The organism is Sulfitobacter sp. 1A15258 (genome assembly GCF_043557045.1).
GTDB classification, from domain to species: Bacteria; Pseudomonadota; Alphaproteobacteria; order Rhodobacterales; family Rhodobacteraceae; genus Sulfitobacter; species Sulfitobacter faviae.
On sequence record NZ_JBIFFK010000007.1, the window covers coordinates 192,373 to 209,406 of the forward strand.

At 64.5% G+C, this 17,034-nt stretch carries 15 protein-coding genes; 10 read left to right on the plus strand and 5 right to left on the minus strand.

Annotated elements, in window-relative coordinates:
* Nucleotides 1–24: 24 nt before the first annotated feature.
* On the plus strand, nucleotides 25–1,593 hold the full coding sequence (locus ACGYK9_RS15230) for a phospholipase D-like domain-containing protein (protein ID WP_394411550.1): 1,569 nt from the start codon (nucleotides 25–27) through the stop codon (nucleotides 1,591–1,593).
* 3 nt (nucleotides 1,594–1,596) lie between these two features.
* On the opposite strand, the gene ACGYK9_RS15235 is transcribed toward ACGYK9_RS15230, so the two are convergent.
* The 5 genes from ACGYK9_RS15235 to ACGYK9_RS15255 all read right to left on the minus strand — a co-directional run bounded on the left by ACGYK9_RS15235 (nucleotide 1,597) and on the right by ACGYK9_RS15255 (nucleotide 7,723).
* Nucleotides 1,597–2,832: an OpgC family protein gene (locus ACGYK9_RS15235; protein WP_394411547.1), complete on the minus strand. Its 1,236-nt coding sequence runs from the start codon at nucleotides 2,830–2,832 to the stop codon at nucleotides 1,597–1,599.
* Nucleotides 2,819–4,624, minus strand: a complete 1,806-nt coding sequence (gene mdoH / locus ACGYK9_RS15240) for a glucans biosynthesis glucosyltransferase MdoH (protein WP_394411544.1) — start codon at nucleotides 4,622–4,624, stop codon at nucleotides 2,819–2,821. The genes ACGYK9_RS15235 and mdoH overlap by 14 nt, the downstream gene beginning before the upstream one ends.
* Before the next feature lie 5 nt (nucleotides 4,625–4,629).
* The gene (locus tag ACGYK9_RS15245) at nucleotides 4,630–4,800 is read right to left on the minus strand and encodes a hypothetical protein (protein WP_156505591.1); all 171 of its coding nucleotides are present in this window, start codon (nucleotides 4,798–4,800) and stop codon (nucleotides 4,630–4,632) included.
* Nucleotides 4,797–6,296 (minus strand): glucan biosynthesis protein, encoded by a 1,500-nt coding sequence (locus tag ACGYK9_RS15250; RefSeq protein ID WP_394411866.1) that lies wholly within the window; start codon nucleotides 6,294–6,296, stop codon nucleotides 4,797–4,799. Before ACGYK9_RS15250 ends, ACGYK9_RS15245 begins: the two co-directional genes overlap by 4 nt.
* A 398-nt stretch (nucleotides 6,297–6,694) precedes the next feature.
* Entirely contained in the window at nucleotides 6,695–7,723 is a 1,029-nt protein-coding gene (locus tag ACGYK9_RS15255) for an Ldh family oxidoreductase (RefSeq protein ID WP_394411541.1), read from the minus strand.
* Nucleotides 7,724–7,828: 105 nt separating this feature from the next.
* On the opposite strand from ACGYK9_RS15255, the gene ACGYK9_RS15260 reads away from it, so the two are divergent.
* The 9 genes from ACGYK9_RS15260 to ACGYK9_RS15300 all read left to right on the plus strand — a co-directional run.
* Nucleotides 7,829–9,346: an aldehyde dehydrogenase (NADP(+)) gene (locus ACGYK9_RS15260; RefSeq protein WP_394411538.1), complete on the plus strand. Its 1,518-nt coding sequence runs from the start codon at nucleotides 7,829–7,831 to the stop codon at nucleotides 9,344–9,346.
* A 245-nt stretch (nucleotides 9,347–9,591) separates the two neighbouring features.
* Nucleotides 9,592–10,398 carry a transporter substrate-binding domain-containing protein gene (locus ACGYK9_RS15265; protein ID WP_394411535.1) on the plus strand — a complete coding sequence of 269 codons (807 nt, stop codon included), beginning with the start codon at nucleotides 9,592–9,594 and terminating at the stop codon, nucleotides 10,396–10,398.
* Between the two features lie 59 nt (nucleotides 10,399–10,457).
* Nucleotides 10,458–11,123 carry an amino acid ABC transporter permease gene (locus ACGYK9_RS15270; RefSeq protein WP_067260891.1) on the plus strand — a complete coding sequence of 222 codons (666 nt, stop codon included), beginning with the start codon at nucleotides 10,458–10,460 and terminating at the stop codon, nucleotides 11,121–11,123.
* Nucleotides 11,124–11,136: 13 nt separating this feature from the next.
* Entirely contained in the window at nucleotides 11,137–11,790 is a 654-nt protein-coding gene (locus tag ACGYK9_RS15275; protein ID WP_067260889.1) for an amino acid ABC transporter permease, read from the plus strand.
* Nucleotides 11,783–12,505 carry an amino acid ABC transporter ATP-binding protein gene (locus ACGYK9_RS15280; RefSeq protein ID WP_209219145.1) on the plus strand — a complete coding sequence of 241 codons (723 nt, stop codon included), beginning with the start codon at nucleotides 11,783–11,785 and terminating at the stop codon, nucleotides 12,503–12,505. The genes ACGYK9_RS15275 and ACGYK9_RS15280 overlap by 8 nt, the downstream gene beginning before the upstream one ends.
* Nucleotides 12,505–13,728, plus strand: coding sequence for an NAD(P)/FAD-dependent oxidoreductase (locus tag ACGYK9_RS15285; protein ID WP_394411532.1), 1,224 nt, complete (start codon nucleotides 12,505–12,507; stop codon nucleotides 13,726–13,728). The genes ACGYK9_RS15280 and ACGYK9_RS15285 overlap by 1 nt, the downstream gene beginning before the upstream one ends.
* Nucleotides 13,729–13,736: 8 nt before the next feature.
* Nucleotides 13,737–14,738 carry a 4-hydroxyproline epimerase gene (locus ACGYK9_RS15290; RefSeq protein WP_394411529.1) on the plus strand — a complete coding sequence of 334 codons (1,002 nt, stop codon included), beginning with the start codon at nucleotides 13,737–13,739 and terminating at the stop codon, nucleotides 14,736–14,738.
* A 16-nt stretch (nucleotides 14,739–14,754) separates the two neighbouring features.
* The gene (locus tag ACGYK9_RS15295) at nucleotides 14,755–16,452 is read left to right on the plus strand and encodes an aconitase X (RefSeq protein WP_394411526.1); all 1,698 of its coding nucleotides are present in this window, start codon (nucleotides 14,755–14,757) and stop codon (nucleotides 16,450–16,452) included.
* Nucleotides 16,445–17,034, plus strand: a 590-nt coding sequence (locus ACGYK9_RS15300) for a proline racemase family protein (RefSeq protein ID WP_394422585.1), incomplete at its 3' end; no start/stop codon positions are given. The genes ACGYK9_RS15295 and ACGYK9_RS15300, both read left to right, overlap by 8 nt.

Consider the following 17,034-nt stretch of genomic DNA (forward strand, 5'->3'; position numbering starts at 1 on the left):
GATTGAGTGGAAAGGGGCGAAAACGTGCAGGGCGATTTGGATATGGCAAAGGCGAACCACGCGGAGTCGACCCGAGGGGCGAACAGCCAAAGCCTGTTCAATGACAAGACCACATGGCGCGTCGCCCGGGCCGAGCGGTTTGGCCTCATCGTCGATGCGGCGGATTATTTCCGTGTCCTGCGCGAGATTTTCCTCGGGGCGCGGCAGCAGTTGATGCTGATCGGCTGGGATTTCGATTTCGAGCTTGAGATGCTGCCGGGCGAAAGTGACGAAGACGGCAATGCGCCCGACGGCTATCCCAACCAGCTTGGCGCCTTTGTCGAGGCGGTGGTAGAGCGGACGCCGGATCTGCATGTCTACCTGCTTAAATGGAACGGCGCCGTGCTGGCAGCGCCAGGGCGATTGGTGCCCTCACTGGCGCTGAGCCTATTCGGTGGCGACCGGATTCACTTTGCCTTGGACGGCCACCACCCCTTCGGCGCCTGCCACCACCAAAAGATCGTCGTGGCCGACGATGCTCTGGCCTTTTGCGGCGGCATCGACGCGACCGAAGACCGGTGGGACACGCCCGACCATCTGCCGCACGACCCGCGCCGCCTGCGCAAGGATGGCACGCCCTCTGACCCTTGGCATGACGCGACCTCGGCCATGTCCGGCCCCGCCGCGGCGGCCTTGGGTGAGCTTTCGCGTCGGCGTTGGTTCCGCGCCACGGGGGATGAAATCGCGCGACCTGATGATGCGCCCATGTCCGAATGGCCCGAAGACCTGCCGATTGATGCCGAAAACGTCGATGTGGGCATCGCCCGGACGGAGCCGCCGTTTGACGAAGAGCCACTGATCAATGAGATCGAGCGCCTCTATATCGCGGGGATCCAATCGGCGCGTGACTATATTTATATTGAATCGCAATACCTCGCCGCCGCCTCGGTTTGTGACGCGCTCAAGACGCGATTGGCCGAAGAGGACGGGCCGGAGATCGTCATCATCAACCCGCGCGATGCGGAATCCCAGTTGGAAGATGACGCCATGCATGTGCTGCGTGAGCGGCTTGTGGAAGAGCTGAAACGCGCCGATCACCAAAACCGCTTTCGCATCTATTTCCCCGTCACCGAGGAGGGGGAGCCGATCTATGTTCATGCGAAGATCATGATTATCGACGATCATCTTTTGCGCCTCGGCTCCAGCAACCTCAACAACCGCTCCATGGGGTTTGATACCGAGTGTGACGTGGCGATCGAACACCCCGCAGAGGTGATCGAAGGGTTCAGAACCCGCTTGATTGCCGAACACCTCGGGCTGCCGCCCGAACGTGTGGCCGAGGTGATGGCAGAGAAGAAGTCGATGATCGGGACCATCGAAACCCTTAACCGCAAGAAGGGCCGTGGCCTGCGGGCGGTGTTCCGGGGCAGCGAGACTGTCGTCGGTGGTTTTCTCGCCAATACCCGCTTGCTTGACCCGCGCTACCATCCGGGCGAAAACACCGCCACCGGGCGCGGCATTCGCCCGCGGCACATGGCGCTGATCGCGGGCGGGCTGGGGCTTGCATGGCTTGCGTGGCGCAAATGGGGGCGCAGCGACGATCGGCGTTGGTGAAGGCTACGGGGCGGCTTCTACGGTTTGTGCTTTAAGCGAGGCGGGTGCGGGTTCAGCCGGTGCGGCAAGCACCTGCCGCGAGGTCTCTGCAACCCGGGCTATCCCATAGAGCGCCGCCGTTCCGACAACAGGCAGAACCCAAGGCATCCACAGCGCTTCGGGCCGCGCCATCATCGCCACCTGACAGATCAGCGCCAGAACGGTGCCGCTGGCAAAGACCAGCAGCCCATGCCGACCGAGTAGCCGGACGGGGCTGGCCACGGCATGGGCCGAGAGGCGGGCGACGGTCTGCAACTGTGACAGGAAATACCCCAAGGCCAGAATGTGAACGAACCGCGGGGCGGAGAGATAGGTCTTGTCGTGCGAAGTGATGTTGAAGGGCACCCCGGCCTCTCTCAAATGATGCATTTGCAGGTTCAGGAAACGGCCCAAACCCGGCACATAGCGCCATGCGAGGACGCTCAGCAGGACGGCGGCGGACAGCCAGAACAGCGCCTGCGAGTTCGGGAAAAAGCGGTAGCCCTGCCGTTGGCTCAGGCCCACCAGCAGCCCGCAGACAAAGATCGCTTGCCATGCGAAGGGGTTGAAGAACCAGCCGCCCGGGTTGGGGTAGTTCGGCAGGTTCAGCCGGAAGACACCGGTCAACAGCCAAAGCACCAGGGACAGCGCGAGAAGCAGGCGCGGCCAGCGCAGCCCCAGCAGGATCGCCGCCGGGGCGCAGACCAGCAGAACGGAATAGGCGGGCAGGATGTTCACATAGCCGAACTGATGCGTCAAAAGCGGAATGCCGATCACGCTCTGGGTCGGGTTTTGGAAGACCTGCCGCATGTTGATCTTGGTCAGGAACCCGGCCTCTGTGGTGATCTGGAAGGCAGCGGCGAAGATGGCTAAGGCCACTGCTGAGAGCAGAAGCTGCACCACATAAAGCGACCACGCCCGTTTCCACAGGGGCGCGATGGCGCGCCAGAGGCCGTGGCGCACCCTGCCTCGCGCGATGAAACGCGGCGTATAGGCCAAGCCTGCGGCGATGCCGGACATGAGAAAGAACGCCTCCGCCGCGTCGGCGAAACCGAGGTTGCGGATGGTCAGGGCCTCATAGGGGTTGCCCGGGACGTGGTTGATAAAGATCATCACCAGCGCCAGCCCGCGAAACAGGTCGATGCGCGGATCGCGGGCGGATTTGGGAGCCGCGCTGGCAGTCAGTGCGGCGGGCGATAGCCCGGTGTTAGGCGATGGCATGGGGCAGATCCGCCGCTTTGGGTTCTGGCATCAGATGCTCGTCATTCCACGTAAGCCGCCAAACATCGCAGATACTGTCGTATTCCGCGACGACATCGCGCGGCGCGGCATCCTCGGGCACGGCGAAAAGCCCGCGGGGCAGCGGGCGGGAGGTCCAGGCGATGAGCAGCGGGGCCAGCAGCATCGGGACCGCCACGGGCAGCAGCCAGACGGTCAGATCGGGCGCGATCCATTGCACCGCCGCGAGGATCACCGCGCCAATGAACACGATCCACCGGCTCGCCGTCCAGCCATCGGCCAAGCTCAACTGGCCCTCGTTCCGTTGGTTGGCGGGCCAGCCGCCGTCTTGGCCCGAGAGGACCTGCATCACAGCGCGGCTGTGATAGAGCAGCATCAAAGGCGCCAGAAGCGTGGTCAACACGATCTCGGCCAGCACCGACAGCGCCATCCGCAGAGCGCGGCCAAAGTCGCGCGCGCGGTCGGTCAGAAGCGCATGGATCAGGATCAGCAGTTTTGGCACCACAAGCAGTCCCAATACGCCCAAGGCCAGCAGCGTGATCTCGCGCGCGCTGGTATCGGGGAAGACGGGGAAAAGCTGATAGGGGCCGGGGAAATACACCGGCGGCGGCGCGTAGAGCGTGCTGATCGCCGAGGTGATGAGGAAAGCCGCCCAGAGAAGCGAAACCACATAGGCGGTCACATTCTGCAAAAAGACGAAGCGGCTCCACCCCGCCAAGCCGGGCGCGAAGATCAGCCGCGCATGTTGCAGGTTGCCTTGGCACCAGCGCCGCTCGCGCCGCGCGAAGGAAAGGACGTTTTCGGGGCCCTCCTCAAAGGAGCCGCCCAAGGTCTCATCCACCTCGACCTTCCAACCCGCGCGGGCGAGCAAGGCCGCTTCGACATAATCGTGGCTCAGGATATGCCCACCCAAGGGGGGCGGGCCAGAGAGTTCGGGCAGGCCACAGCTTTCGGCAAAGGCGCGGACGCGGATGATTGCGTTATGGCCCCAAAACGGCCCCGTCGCCCCCTGCATGCGGGCAAGGCCGCGGGTGAAGATTGGCCCGTGGAACCATGAGGCGAACTGCAAGGCGCGGCCAAAGAAAGACCGCGCGCCGATGATTTTGGGCAGGGTTTGCAAGAGCCCCAACTGCGGATCGGCCTGCATCCGCGCGATCATGGCGCGGATCGTCTCGCCCTCCATCAGACTGTCGGCGTCAAGGATCACGGCAAAGTCATAGGCCCCGCCGTAGCTGCGAATGAACTCTTCGATATTGCCCGCCTTGCGGCCCGCATTGTCCTGCCGCCTGCGGTAGAAGATGCGGCCTTGGCCCTCGGTCTCGCGCAGCAGGCGGGCGAAGGCAAATTGCTCTTTCCCGGCCAGCGCGTCATCGCGGGTGTCCGACAGAACGACAAAATCCGCCGTAACCCCGGCCCGGGCGACGGAGCGGTCAATGGCGGCGATGCGGGCGAAGGTGGTAAGCGGGTCTTCGTTGCAGATGGGCACCGCGATCACCGTGCGCGGCTGCGGTGCCTCAAGCGCGGGGCAGGGCGGCGTCGATCTGCCGCCGAAAAGCCCGATCAGCGCCAGCGACGCGCCCCAAGCCAACCAAGCGGTGGTGGCGAAAACGAGCAGGGCGCGGAGGCCGTCCCAGCCGCTGAACCCATCCCGCGCCGCGGCCTCGGCCAAAAGGGTCGCGGCAAGGGCTGCGGAGCCGAGCGACAACAGCAGGGCGACGGCCCGTGCAAAACGGGTCGGGCCATCCGCCGCGATCTGCCTGTGCTGGGAGGTCATGGTGCTCAGGCCTTACGCCGCAGCAGAAATGCCCGCGCAAGGTCGGCCAGCCCGGCCAGATGGCCGCGCCGTTCCAAGCTCTGCCGTGGCATCGCAAGCGGGGCGGCGGGCGGCATCCAGTTCTCGGCCTCGCCAGCCATTGCGGAAGTGGGGGTCGTCGCGTCTTGAAGGGTCATGCGTTGATCCATTGGTACACCCATGTCTCTGTCAGATTGCGGTCATATCCCGATAGAACTGCCTTGATTTCGACGATGGCGTCAGGCTCGGCGCGCAGTTCCAGCACCAGCCGCCATTCGTCCCTGCCATCCACCCGGCTTAGGATCGCCTCCACGATCTCGCCGTTCTGTGCGCTGGTGACGGGTTCAAGCTCGGCGTCGCTCGGCATATCGCTGAGCTGTCCGCCTGCGAAGTCGATGACGAATTTGCGGGTCTCGGTGTCTGCCTCAACACCCGCCACCCCGCCATGGCCCGAGCGCAGCCGTACCACGCGGCCAAGGGTCTGCGGCGTCGCGCCCGGCGGGGTCATCCCCCAGTGCATGCGGTAGCCGTAGGCCAGTTCATCGCCGGCGCGGGTCTCCCCTTCGGGGATCCAATAGGCCACGATGTTGTCATTGCCTTCCAGATCCGAAGGTATCTCAACCAGCCGCAGTGTGCCTTTGCCCCAGTCGCCCATGGGTTCGATCATCAGCGAGGGGCGGCGTTCGTAATGGGCCTGCGCGTCGAGGTAATGCTCAAAGTCCCGGTTCCGCTGCGCCAGCCCGAAAGACCGCGGGCTCTGCGCCCCGAAATAGGAACTCGCCAAACGCGGCGGATTGTTCAGCGGGCGGCAGAGGGTGGTGTCCTTGCCTGTGTTCAGCACCAAGACTTCGCTGTCATGCACCGCGGGGCGGAAGTCGTCGAAATTCCCCTTATCCGCGCCATTGTGCAAAAACATTGAGGTCAGCGGTGCGATGCCAAGCTGCTTGATGTCCTCGCGCAGGAACAGACGCATGGTGACCTCGACGGTGGTGTCTTCGCCCGGTGTGACCACGAATTGGTAGGCCCCGGTCACCGAAGGGCTGTCGAGCGCGGCATAGATCGTGGCGCTATCGTCACCCGGTTCGGGGCGGCGCAGCCAAACCTCGCTGAAGCGGGGGAATTCCTCACCTTCCGGCAGGCCGGTGTTCACGGCCAAACCCCGCGCGCTCAGCCCATAGAGCGTGTCCTTGCCCAAGGCGCGGAAATAGCTCGCCCCTTGGAAGACGATCAATTCATCGAAAATATCGGCCCGGTTGAGCGGGGTGTGCAGGCGGAAACCGGCGACGCCCGGCATCTCGGCATTGGGTGGGATCGACTTGGCGAGTTCTTCGTCGTCATACTCGAAATCGGCGGTGGTAAAGCCCATCGGTTCCACCGCGTCGCCCCGGACCTCGTTGATCTTCACCGCTTCCTTGAACAGCCAGCCGGGGTGGAAGGCGTGCAGCCTGAAGGCCACGCCCTTTTCCTGCCAGCGGGCCTGCTCGGGCCGGAACCGGATGCGTTGGTAGGCGTCGTAATCCAGATCGGCAAGGAAGCCTTCGACAGGCTTCGGGGCCATATAGGAGGTCTGGGCCAATCGCCGCATATCTTCGACCAGTGCGTCGAAGGTGAAGGAGGCGGCGGGCACCTCCTGCGCCGCGCTGTGCCGCGGCATGAGCGCGGCGGCAAAGGACGCGGCGGAGAGGGTGAGGAACTGGCGGCGTTCTAGGGTTTCGGACCGCTGTTCAATCGGTCGTGCAGTCGGGAAATTCGGCAAAACAATACCTCAGAAGACACGTTAAGAGTGCGCAATTTTTTCCCTATCTAATCTTTTTGCGGAGGCTGGAAACTTGATATTGCAACTATCAGCGGAATGCCGCAGGGCAGCGCGGAAAACCGCCGATCCGCCTGCTGCGCGGCGGGGGCTGCAAAAAATTTCGCCTTGATTTCCGTAGGATCGCCGCTTTTTTTGTGATAATCGCCCTGCGGTGGCGGCAAGATTTTGCGGCGCTTTGAAGCGGGTTTGGGCGGGACCGCGCCCCACCCCCGCGGGAGGGTGGCGCGCGGAGGGGGTCAGACGGCGTCGAGCCCTTCGGCCAGCAAACGCTCAAGGCCGCGCATCTCGGCATCCGTCAGGGGAATCCCCTTGGCCCGCTTCTCGGCACGCGCCTTGAACCGGCGCTGCGAGGGCAGCCGCGCGCCTTGGCCGGTGATCGCATTAAAGAGGGTTTCCGCCCGCGCGAAGGGATCGCCGGGGCGGCCTGCGGCAAACGTCTTGGGGTCGAAGGCGATGATCAATTCGCCATGGGCGGGCGCGAGGGTGAGCGCGCCCAAGGCATCGCGCGCTTCAGGGCTGGTCAGGTCACCGATCATCACCCCGGCAAGCAATTCGATCATGGTCGAGACGGCCGATCCCTTGTGACCGCCGAAGGGCAGCATAGCCCCGGCGAGGGCGGCTTCGGGGTCGGTCGTCGGGCTGCCATCGGGGGCGATGGCCCAGCCTTCGGGCAGGGGCGTGCCCGCGCGGCGGTGCAATTCGATCTCCCCCCGCGCGGCGACGCTGGTGGCGAAATCGAAAACGTAAGGGTCGCCCCCTTCCCGGGGCCAGCCAAAGGCGAAAGGGTTGGTCCCCATCAAGGGGTCGGTGCCGCCCGAGGGGGCGACGCTGGCATAGCTGGGGCACATGGCCATGGCGGCGAGGCCCATCTCGGTCAGCGCCTCGATCTCGGGCCAGAGCGCGGCGAAATGGGTGCAATCGTTGATCACCATGGCGGCGATCCCGGTGGTGCGGCAACGCTCGGCCAGCACCGGCGCGCCTGCGTCAAAGGCCGCGTTGGAGAAACCGCCGCCCGCGTTCACGCGCACCACGGCGCTTTCGTCGTGGTGCACCTGTGGCACGGCGTCGGGCACCACCTTGCCCGCCTTGATCGTACGCAGGCAGCCTTCGATCCGGTAGATACCGTGGGATTTGCAGGCATCGCCTTCGCCCGCGACAATCACCCGCGCGAGGGCGGCGGCATTTAGGGGCGACAGGCCCGCGCCTTGGAAAATCCGAATGACCATCGCGGTCAGGTCATCGTGGGAGAGGGTTGTGTCGGCCATCTGGATCCTCGCAGGGCTTGGGTTGCAATCATGCATACATCATGTATGCAGATGCGGAGAGACGCAAGCTGACACCGGGCCGCGGCCCGCATGAAAGGATAGACGATGGCCTTTACCCCCCATGGCAAACACCTGATCGCTGGCGAATGGATCGCCACGGATGATCGCTTTAGCTCTAGCCCCGCCCATGGGCCTGCGCATGACTTCTCGGTCGGCACGGTGGAACTGGTCGACCAAGCCTGCGAAGCCGCCGAAGCAGCGTTTTGGGACTATGGCTATTCCAGCCGCGCGACCCGTGCCAAATTCCTCAACGCCATCGCCGATGAGATCGACGCCCGAGGCGCCGAGATCACCGAGATCGGCAGCCAAGAAAGCGGTCTCCCCGAAGCGCGGCTGGAAGGGGAGCGGGGCCGGACCGTGGGCCAACTCCGCCTGTTCGCGGCGCATATCGAACAGGGTGACTACCTCGACCGTCGCTTCGATGCCGCCATGCCCGAACGCCAGCCCGCCCCGCGGCCCGCGATCACCATGGTGCAACGCCCCATCGGCCCCGTGGCCGTCTTTGGCGCGTCGAACTTCCCGCTGGCCTTCTCCGTGGCGGGCGGTGACACCGCAGCGGCGCTGGCGGCGGGCTGTCCGGTCGTGGTCAAAGGTCACTCCGCCCATCCCGGCACCGGAGAGATCGTGGCCGAAGCGATCCTTGCGGCGGTTGAAAGCTGCGGCATGCCGCGCGGGGTCTTCTCGCTGATCCAAGGCGGCAACCGCGCTGTGGGGCAGGCCGTGGTGCAGCATCCGCGGATCAAGGCCGTGGGTTTCACCGGCTCGCTCGCCGGGGGCCGTGCGCTCTTCGATCTCTGCGCCGCGCGGCCAGAGCCGATCCCCTTCTTCGGCGAGTTGGGCTCGGTCAATCCGATGTTCATGCTGCCCGCCGCGATGGCGGCACGGGCCGAGGAGCTTGGCAAGGGCTGGGCGGCATCGCTGACCATGGGCGCGGGCCAGTTCTGCACCAATCCCGGCATCGCCGTGGTGATTGATGGGCCGGGCGCCGACGCCTTTGTGCAAAACGCGGCCACAGCGCTGCAAGACGTGGCCCCGCAGGTCATGCTGACAGACGGTATCGCGGAGGCCTATTGCGCAGGGCGGGACAAGTTCAAATCCGCGCCAAGCCTGCGCCAAGTGCATCTGGCCGACAGCGAAGGCCGCACCGCCGCGCCTGCGCTCTTCGAAACCACGGGCGAAGAGTTCAAGGCCAATCCAGCGCTGCACGAAGAGGTCTTCGGCCCTCTGGGCTTGGTGGTGCGGGTCTCTTCGCTGGAAGAGATGCGCGCGCTGGCACTCGAGCTGGACGGGCAATTGACCATCACCCTGCATATGAATGACGCGGATGTCGACGCCGCGCGCGACCTCATGCCGGTGCTGGAGCGCAAGGCGGGTCGCCTGCTGGCCAACGGTTTTCCGACGGGGGTCGAGGTGGTGGATTCCATGGTGCATGGCGGGCCATATCCGGCCAGCACCAACTTCGGCGCGACCAGCGTGGGCACCCTGTCGATCCGCCGTTTCCTGCGACCCGTGTCCTATCAGAACCTGCCCGAGGCGCTGCTGCCGGAAAACGCGGCGGAGTAATCTAAGATCGGAAAAGCCGGGCCCCACGCCCGGCTTTTCGCATTTGTTGCGCCGTGGGGGAGCAGCCCAACCGGCTGCTCTTTCGCGACCATGCTGGCCAGGCCGGATTGTATCAAAAATATGTCGACATGCCGGTAAAAGTTAAAAATACATATTGTATTTTTAATGAAGACATTGTTCCTTCATACCACCCCGCATCCCGTCCAGAGAGAGTCGGGGGCGACCAACCCAAGAGGGAGATACCTATGAAATTCACGCAACTCGCCGGGAGCCTTGTGGCTGCGACCGTGATCGGCACCGCCGCTCAGGCCGACAAACTGGACGACATCATTTCTTCGGGCACGCTGCGCTGCGCCGTGGTGCTGGACTTCCCGCCCATGGGCTCGCGCGATGACAGCAACACGCCCGTCGGCTTCGACGTGGACTATTGCAACGACCTGGCCGCCGCCCTTGGCGTCGAAGCCGAGATCGTGGAGACGCCCTTCCCCGACCGTATCCCCGCCCTCGTCTCGGGCCGCGCGGATGTGGGTGTTGCCTCCACCTCCGACACGCTGGAGCGCGCCAAGACCGTCGGCTTCTCGGTGCCCTATTTCGCCTTCACCAACGTCGTGCTGACCCGCGAAGACGCGGGCGTCGACAGTTTTGAAAGCCTCAAGGGCAAGACCGTGGGCTCCGTCGCGGGCACTTTCGAAGCCATCGCGCTGGAAGAGCAGGTCGACGCATGGGACGAAGGCAGCTTCCGTTCCTACCAGAGCCAAGCGGACGTCTTCCTGTCGCTGGCCCAAGGCCAGATCGACGCGACTGTCGTGACCTCAACCGTGGCCTCCTCCATCGTGGCGAGCGGCAAGTTCGACGGTCTGACCATCGCGGGCGATGCGCCGTTTGACGTGGACTATGTCGGTCTGATCGGCCTGCGTCAGGAATACGGTCTGCTGAACTATCTCGACCTCTTCGTGAACCAGCAGGTGCGCTCGGGCCGTTATCAGGAACTGTTCGACAAATGGGTCGGCGGCGAAGCGCCGGATCTGACCATCACCAAAGCCTATCGCTGATGAATGCGGGGGCCGCGATCTGCGGCCCCCCTGCCGATAACCGCTGATCGGAGCAAGAGATGGGCAACTATACCTTTCAATGGCGACAGGCCTTTCGCGCCTTACCAGAGATGCTGGAAGGCGCGCTGGTCACGCTGCAAATATCGATCCTGTCGATGCTCATCGGCATTGCCATTGCCGTGCTGCTGGCCGTGGGCCGGGATGCCAAATCGGCTTGGCTGCGGGCGCCTGCGACCGCATGGGTCGAAGTGGCGCGCAACACGCCGGCGCTGTTTCAGATTTACATGGCGCATTTCGGGCTTGGGTCTTTCGGGATCTATCTCAGCCCCTACGCCGCGCTGCTGGCGGGGATCGCCTTCAACAACGCGGGCTACCTTTGCGAGACGTTCCGCGGCGCGATGCGCGCTATTCCGGGCACGCAGCTGCGCGCCGGGCGGTCACTGGGCATGGGGCAGGCCAAGGCGTTTCGCTTGATCATCCTGCCGCAGATGTTCCGCATCTCGTTCCTGCCGACGACGAACCAGATGATCTGGGCGATTTTGATGACCTCTTTGGGTGTCACGGTGGGGCTGAATTCGGATCTCGCCGGGGTGACGCAAGACCTCAACGCGCGCAGCTTCCGGACCTTTGAATTCTTCGCATTGGCGGCGGTGATCTACTACGTGATCGCCAAGACCGTGATGCTTGGCGCACGGCTGCTTGCGGCCCGCTTGTTTCGCTACTGAAGGAAGAGAATAGATGTTTGATACGGCTCTGACCTTCAACGACCTGTTGTTCATGCTCAAAGGCGCAGGGGTGACGCTTTCGGTCACCGCCTTCGCGGTGGTGGGCGGCACGCTGCTGGGGGTCTTCTTCGGTGTGCTGCGCAGCCAGATCAGCCCTTGGGCGGCCCTGCCGCTGACCTTTGTGCTGGATATCTTCCGCTCGGTTCCGCTGCTGATCCAATTGATCCTTGCCAACGCCTTTCAGGCCATCGCGGGCTGGGGGATTTCGCCCTTCGTGACATCCTGCATCGTGCTGGCGCTCTATACCTCGGCCTATTGCACCGAGATCGTGCGCGGCGCGATCGAGGCGGTGCCTTCGGTCACCCGCCGTGCGGCGCGCTCGCTCGGCATGACATGGGGCCAAGACCTCACGCAGATCGTCTTTCCCATGGCGCTGCGGGTTGGCCTGCCCAGTTGGATCGGCCTGACGCTCGGCGTGATGAAAGACAGCGCGCTGGTGATGTGGCTCGGCATCATCGAATTGCTGCGCGCCTCGCAAATTCTGGTGACACGCCTGCAAGAGCCGATGTTCATCCTGCTCGTGACCGGCGCGATCTACTTCGCGCTCAGTTTCCCCATTGCCCGGCTTGGCAGCCGCTTGGAAAAAAGGTGGCAAGAAAATGATTGAGATTGAAAACGTCCACAAATCCTTTGGTGCGCTTCAGGTGCTCAAGGGCATCGACCTGACCGTGCAAAAAGGCGAGGTCGTCTCGGTGATCGGCGGCTCGGGTTCGGGCAAATCGACGCTCTTGACCTGCATCAACGGGTTGGAGCCGATCGACAGTGGCCGCATCGTCGTCGACGGGACCGAGGTTCACGCCCGCGACACCGACCTGAACAAGCTGCGCCGCAAGATCGGCATCGTGTTCCAGCAGTTCAACGCCTTTCCGCATTTGACGGTGCTGGAAAACGTCACGCTGGCCCCGCGCAAGGTCAAAGGCATCGCCCGCAAGGAGGCCGAAGAGATTGCGGTGCAGCAGCTTTCGCATGTCGGTCTGGCCGATAAGCTTGATGTTTACCCCAGCCGCCTGTCGGGCGGGCAGCAGCAGCGGATGGCGATTGCGCGTGCATTGGCGATGTCGCCCGATTACATTCTCTTTGATGAGGTGACCTCGGCCCTCGACCCGCAACTGGTGGGCGAGGTGCTGGACACGCTCAAATTGCTGGCAGATGAAGGGATGACGATGATCTGTGTCACCCATGAGATGAGTTTCGCACGCGATGTGTCGGATCGTGTGGCCTTCTTCCACAAGGGCGTCATGGCCGAGATCGGCGCGCCGGATCAGATTTTTGGCGATCCGCAGCAAGAAGAGACCCGTCAATTCCTGTCGAGCGTGCGGTAATGAACCAAACCCCGGTGACGGTCGTCGGCGCGGGCGTGGTGGGCCTGTCCATCGCGCTGGCGCTTCAGGCGCGCGGGCTGCCCGTGCGGGTGATCGACCGTGAAGGCCCGGCGGCAGGCGCCTCGGCGGGCAATGCGGGTGCCTTTGCTTTTACCGAGATCCTGCCGCTCGCCTCGCCCCGGATGATCCGGCAGGCGCCGAAATGGCTGCTTGATCCGCTGGGGCCGCTGTCGATGCCGCCGCGCTATGCCGGGCGGATCGCCCCGTGGATGTGGCGTTTCTGGAAAGCAAGCTGGCCCGCGCAGCTGCGGGCCTCGACCGTGGCGCAGACGGCGCTGATGAAACTCTCGCAGGCCGCGCTCGACCCGCATCTGGAGCTGAGCGGTCTGGCCCATATGCTGCGCCATGACGGGCAGTTGCAGGTCTATGAAAGCGAGGCCGAGTTCCGCGCATCGCTCCCCGGATGGCAGGCCCGCGCAGAGGCGGGGATCGCTTTCACCCATCTCAAGGGCGATGAGATTGCGGCCTATCAGCCCGGTCTCGCGCCCTCTTTCACCCATGCAACCTTCACCCCGGAATGGCAATCGATCTCGGACCCGCGCGACTATGTGCTGGCGATGGCCGAACGCTTCCGGGCCGGGGGCGGAGAGATCACCATCACCCGCGCCGAACGACTGGTCGCGGGGGGGGTCGAGACCGCCGCTGGCATGATGCCGGGCCGCGTGGTGCTGGCCGCAGGTGCGCATTCGCATCACCTCGCGCGGACCGCTGGCGTGAAAATCCCGCTTGAGACCGAGCGCGGCTATAACACGACCCTGCCCGCCGGGGCCTTCGACCTGAAGCGCCAGATCACTTTCGGCGGCCATGGCTTTGTCATCAGCAAGGTGGGCCATGGGCTGCGCGTCGGCGGGGCGGTGGAACTCGGCGGGCTCGACCTGCCGCCGAACTTTGCCCGGGCCGATGCGATGCTGAAAAAGGCCAAGCGCTTTTTGCCGGGGCTCGACACCTCGGGCGGCACGCAGTGGATGGGTTTTCGCCCCTCATTGCCCGACAGCCTGCCCGCCATCGGCGCGCTGCCAAGCCGCCCGGATGTGTTCTGCGCCTTTGGCCATGGGCATCTGGGCCTCACCCAATCGGCGGGCACCGCCGCCATCATCGCGGATCTGATGACCGGCCAAGACCTCGGCATCGACCTGACCCCCTTCTCTCCCGCCCGTTTCTAGAGGCTGACATGACGCAACACACATTTCCCTGTATCGACGGCCATACCTGCGGCAATCCGGTACGGCTCGTCACCGGCGGCGCGCCGCTGTTGAAGGGCGCGAACATGCTGGAAAAGCGTGCGCATTTTCTGGCGGAATACGACTGGATCCGCACCGGTCTGATGTTCGAGCCGCGTGGGCACGACCAGATGTCAGGCGCAATCCTTTACCCGCCGACGCGGGATGATTGCGACATTGCAGTGCTGTTCATCGAGACCTCGGGCTGTTTGCCGATGTGCGGCCACGGCACCATCGGCACAGTCACCATCGCGCTGGAAAATGGGTTAGTCACCCCCGCCACCTCCGGCCAATTGCGCCTTGAAACCCCTGCCGGGCGGGTCGATGTGACCTACCGGCAAGAGGGGCGTTTCGTTGAAGAGGTGCGCCTGACCAACGTGCCCGCCTTCCTCTACGCCGAAGGGCTGACGGCGGAGGTCGAGGGTTTGGGCGAAGTGGTGGTCGATGTGGCCTATGGCGGGAACTTCTATGCCATCGTCGAGCCGCAGAAGAATTTCCGCGATATGGCGGATTTCTCGGTCTCCGAACTGGTTGGTCTCAGCCCGAAACTTCGCGCCGCGCTCAATGCGAAATATGAGTTCACCCACCCCGAACATCCCGCGATCAACGGGCTGAGCCATATCCTCTGGACCGGCGCCCCCCGCGCGGGAGAGGCCCATGCCCGCAACGCGGTTTTCTACGGTGACAAGGCGATCGACCGTTCGCCCTGCGGCACTGGCACCTCGGCGCGGATGGCGCAGTTGGCAGCTAAGGGGAGGCTGAATGCGGGGGATGATTTCGTGCATGAATCCATCATCGGCTCCATGTTCAAAGGCCGTGTCGAAGCGGCGGCAGAGGTGGCGGGCAGGCCCGCGATCATCCCCTCCATTGCCGGTTGGGCGCGGGTGACGGGCTTTAACACCATTTTCATCGACGAGCGTGACCCCTTCGCGCACGGCTTTGTCGTCACCTGATTTAAAGAGGCTCCCCATGGCGCAAATCATCGTTCCCGCCGCGGCCCAAGGCGCGGTGCTGGCCTCTTCCGAGGGGCTGAGTTTCTGGGGCGGCGTCGATCCGGCCACGGGCAAGGTCATCGACGCGCATCATCCGCTTTGCGGTCAGTCGCTGGCGGGGAAGATCCTGCTCATGCCCACCAGCCGCGGCTCCTGCACCGGCAGCGGCGTGCTGCTGGAACTGGCGTTGAACGGTCATGCCCCTGCTGCCCTCGTGTTTCGCGAGGCCGAAGATATCCTGACCCTGGGCGCGTTGATCGCGGGGAAGATGTTCGACAAGCCGCTCGCGGTGCTGCGCCTCGGGGCCGAGGATTACGACCTGCTCGCCAAATCCCGCAGCGCGCGGATCACGCCTGAGATGCTCAGCACCGATGACTGGGATCTGCCCCTGTCGGACAGGCCCGCCCGCGCCTTGCATCTCACTGCCGAGGATCAAGCGATGCTGCACGGGGCCGAGGGCAAGGCCGTGCAACTGGCGATGGAGATCACCTGCACCATGGCGCGGGGGCAGGGGGCCGAGCAGCTGGTCGATGTGACGCGCGTGCATATCGACGGCTGCATCTACGCCAGCCCCGCCAACTTGCTCTTTGCCCAGACCATGGCCGATATGGGCTCGAAGGTGCGCGTGCCGACGACGATGAACGCGATCTCGGTCGATCACGGCAATTGGCGCGATCAGGGCGTGCCGCCGGACTTCGGCCTACCCGCCAGCCGTCTGGCCGACGCCTATGTCACGATGGGCGCGCGGCCCAGTTTCACCTGCGCGCCCTACCAATTGCCGGCCCCGCCCGAACGCGGCGAGTTCATCGCGTGGTCGGAGTCCAACGCGGTGATCTATGCCAATAGCGTGCTTGGCGCGCGGACGGTAAAACATCCCGATTTCCTCGACCTGTGCATCGCGCTCACCGCGCGCGCGCCGCTCTCAGGGGTCTATCTGGAGGAACATCGCGCCCCGCGCCGGGTGATCGAAGTGGAACTGCCCGCGGAGTATGACGAGGCGATCTGGCCGATGCTGGGCTGGCTGGCGGGGCAGGCCGCGCCGGACCGGATCCCGGTCCTGCGCGGGTTGGAGGGGGCCGCCCCGAATGAGGATGACCTCAAAGCGCTCTGCGCGGCCTTTGGCACCACCTCCGCAGCCCCAATGCTGCATGTGGCTGGGATCACACCCGAAGCCGATCTGCCGCCTGTCGCGGAGGCCGATACGCTGCGCCTCACCTCCGATGACCTACGGCGTGTTTGGCGACAGTTCAACGCGGGGGCGGCGAAGGTCGACCTCGTGGCCTTTGGCAGCCCGCATTTCTCCCACGCAGAATGCCGCGCGCTCGACACCGCCCTTGCCGGGCGCAAGCGCCATGCCGACACGGCGGTGATCGTGACGCTTGGCCAAGACACGTTACAAGCGGCGCGCGATGACGGCACCGTGGCGCGGCTCGAAGCGGCGGGCGTGCAGGTGGTGCCCGACATCTGCTGGTGCTCGATTTCCGAGCCGGTTTTCCCGCCCTCGGCCAAGGTGTTGATGACCAACTCGGGCAAATACGCCCATTACGCCCCCGGTCTGTCGGGCCGGGCCGTGCGCTTTGGCAGTATCGCCGATTGTGTGGAGGCCGCCGTGACGGGGCAGGCGGGGGAGGCATTGCCGAGATGGCTGACCGAGGAGGAGACAAAGGATGCGTAGCAGCAAGACGGTGCATGTGATCTCGGCCCATGCCGAGGGTGAGGTGGGCGATGTGATCGTGGGCGGTGTCGCCCCGCCGCCCGGGAAGACGCTGTGGGAGCAGAGCCGCTGGATCGCGCGGGATGAAACCCTGCGCAACTTCGTGTTGAACGAGCCGCGCGGCGGGGTGTTTCGCCATGTGAACCTTCTGGTCCCGCCGAAAGACCCCCGCGCCGATGCAGCCTTCATCATCATGGAGCCGGAGGACACGCCGCCGATGTCCGGTTCCAATTCGATCTGCGTCTCGACCGTGCTGCTCGACGGGGGCATCCTGCCGATGACGGAGCCTGTGACCGAGCTAACCCTCGAAGCGCCGGGCGGGCTGGTGAAGGTTCGCGCCGAATGTCGCAATGGCAAGGCAGAGCGTATTTTCGTACAAAACCTGCCGAGTTTCGCGGCGCGTCTGGATGTGCCGCTTGAGGTCGAAGGTCTGGGCACGCTCACTGTCGATACCGCCTATGGCGGCGACAGTTTTGTGGTCGTCGATGCCGCCGCCATGGGGTTTTCGCTAGAGGCGCATGAGGCCCATGACATCGCGCGGCT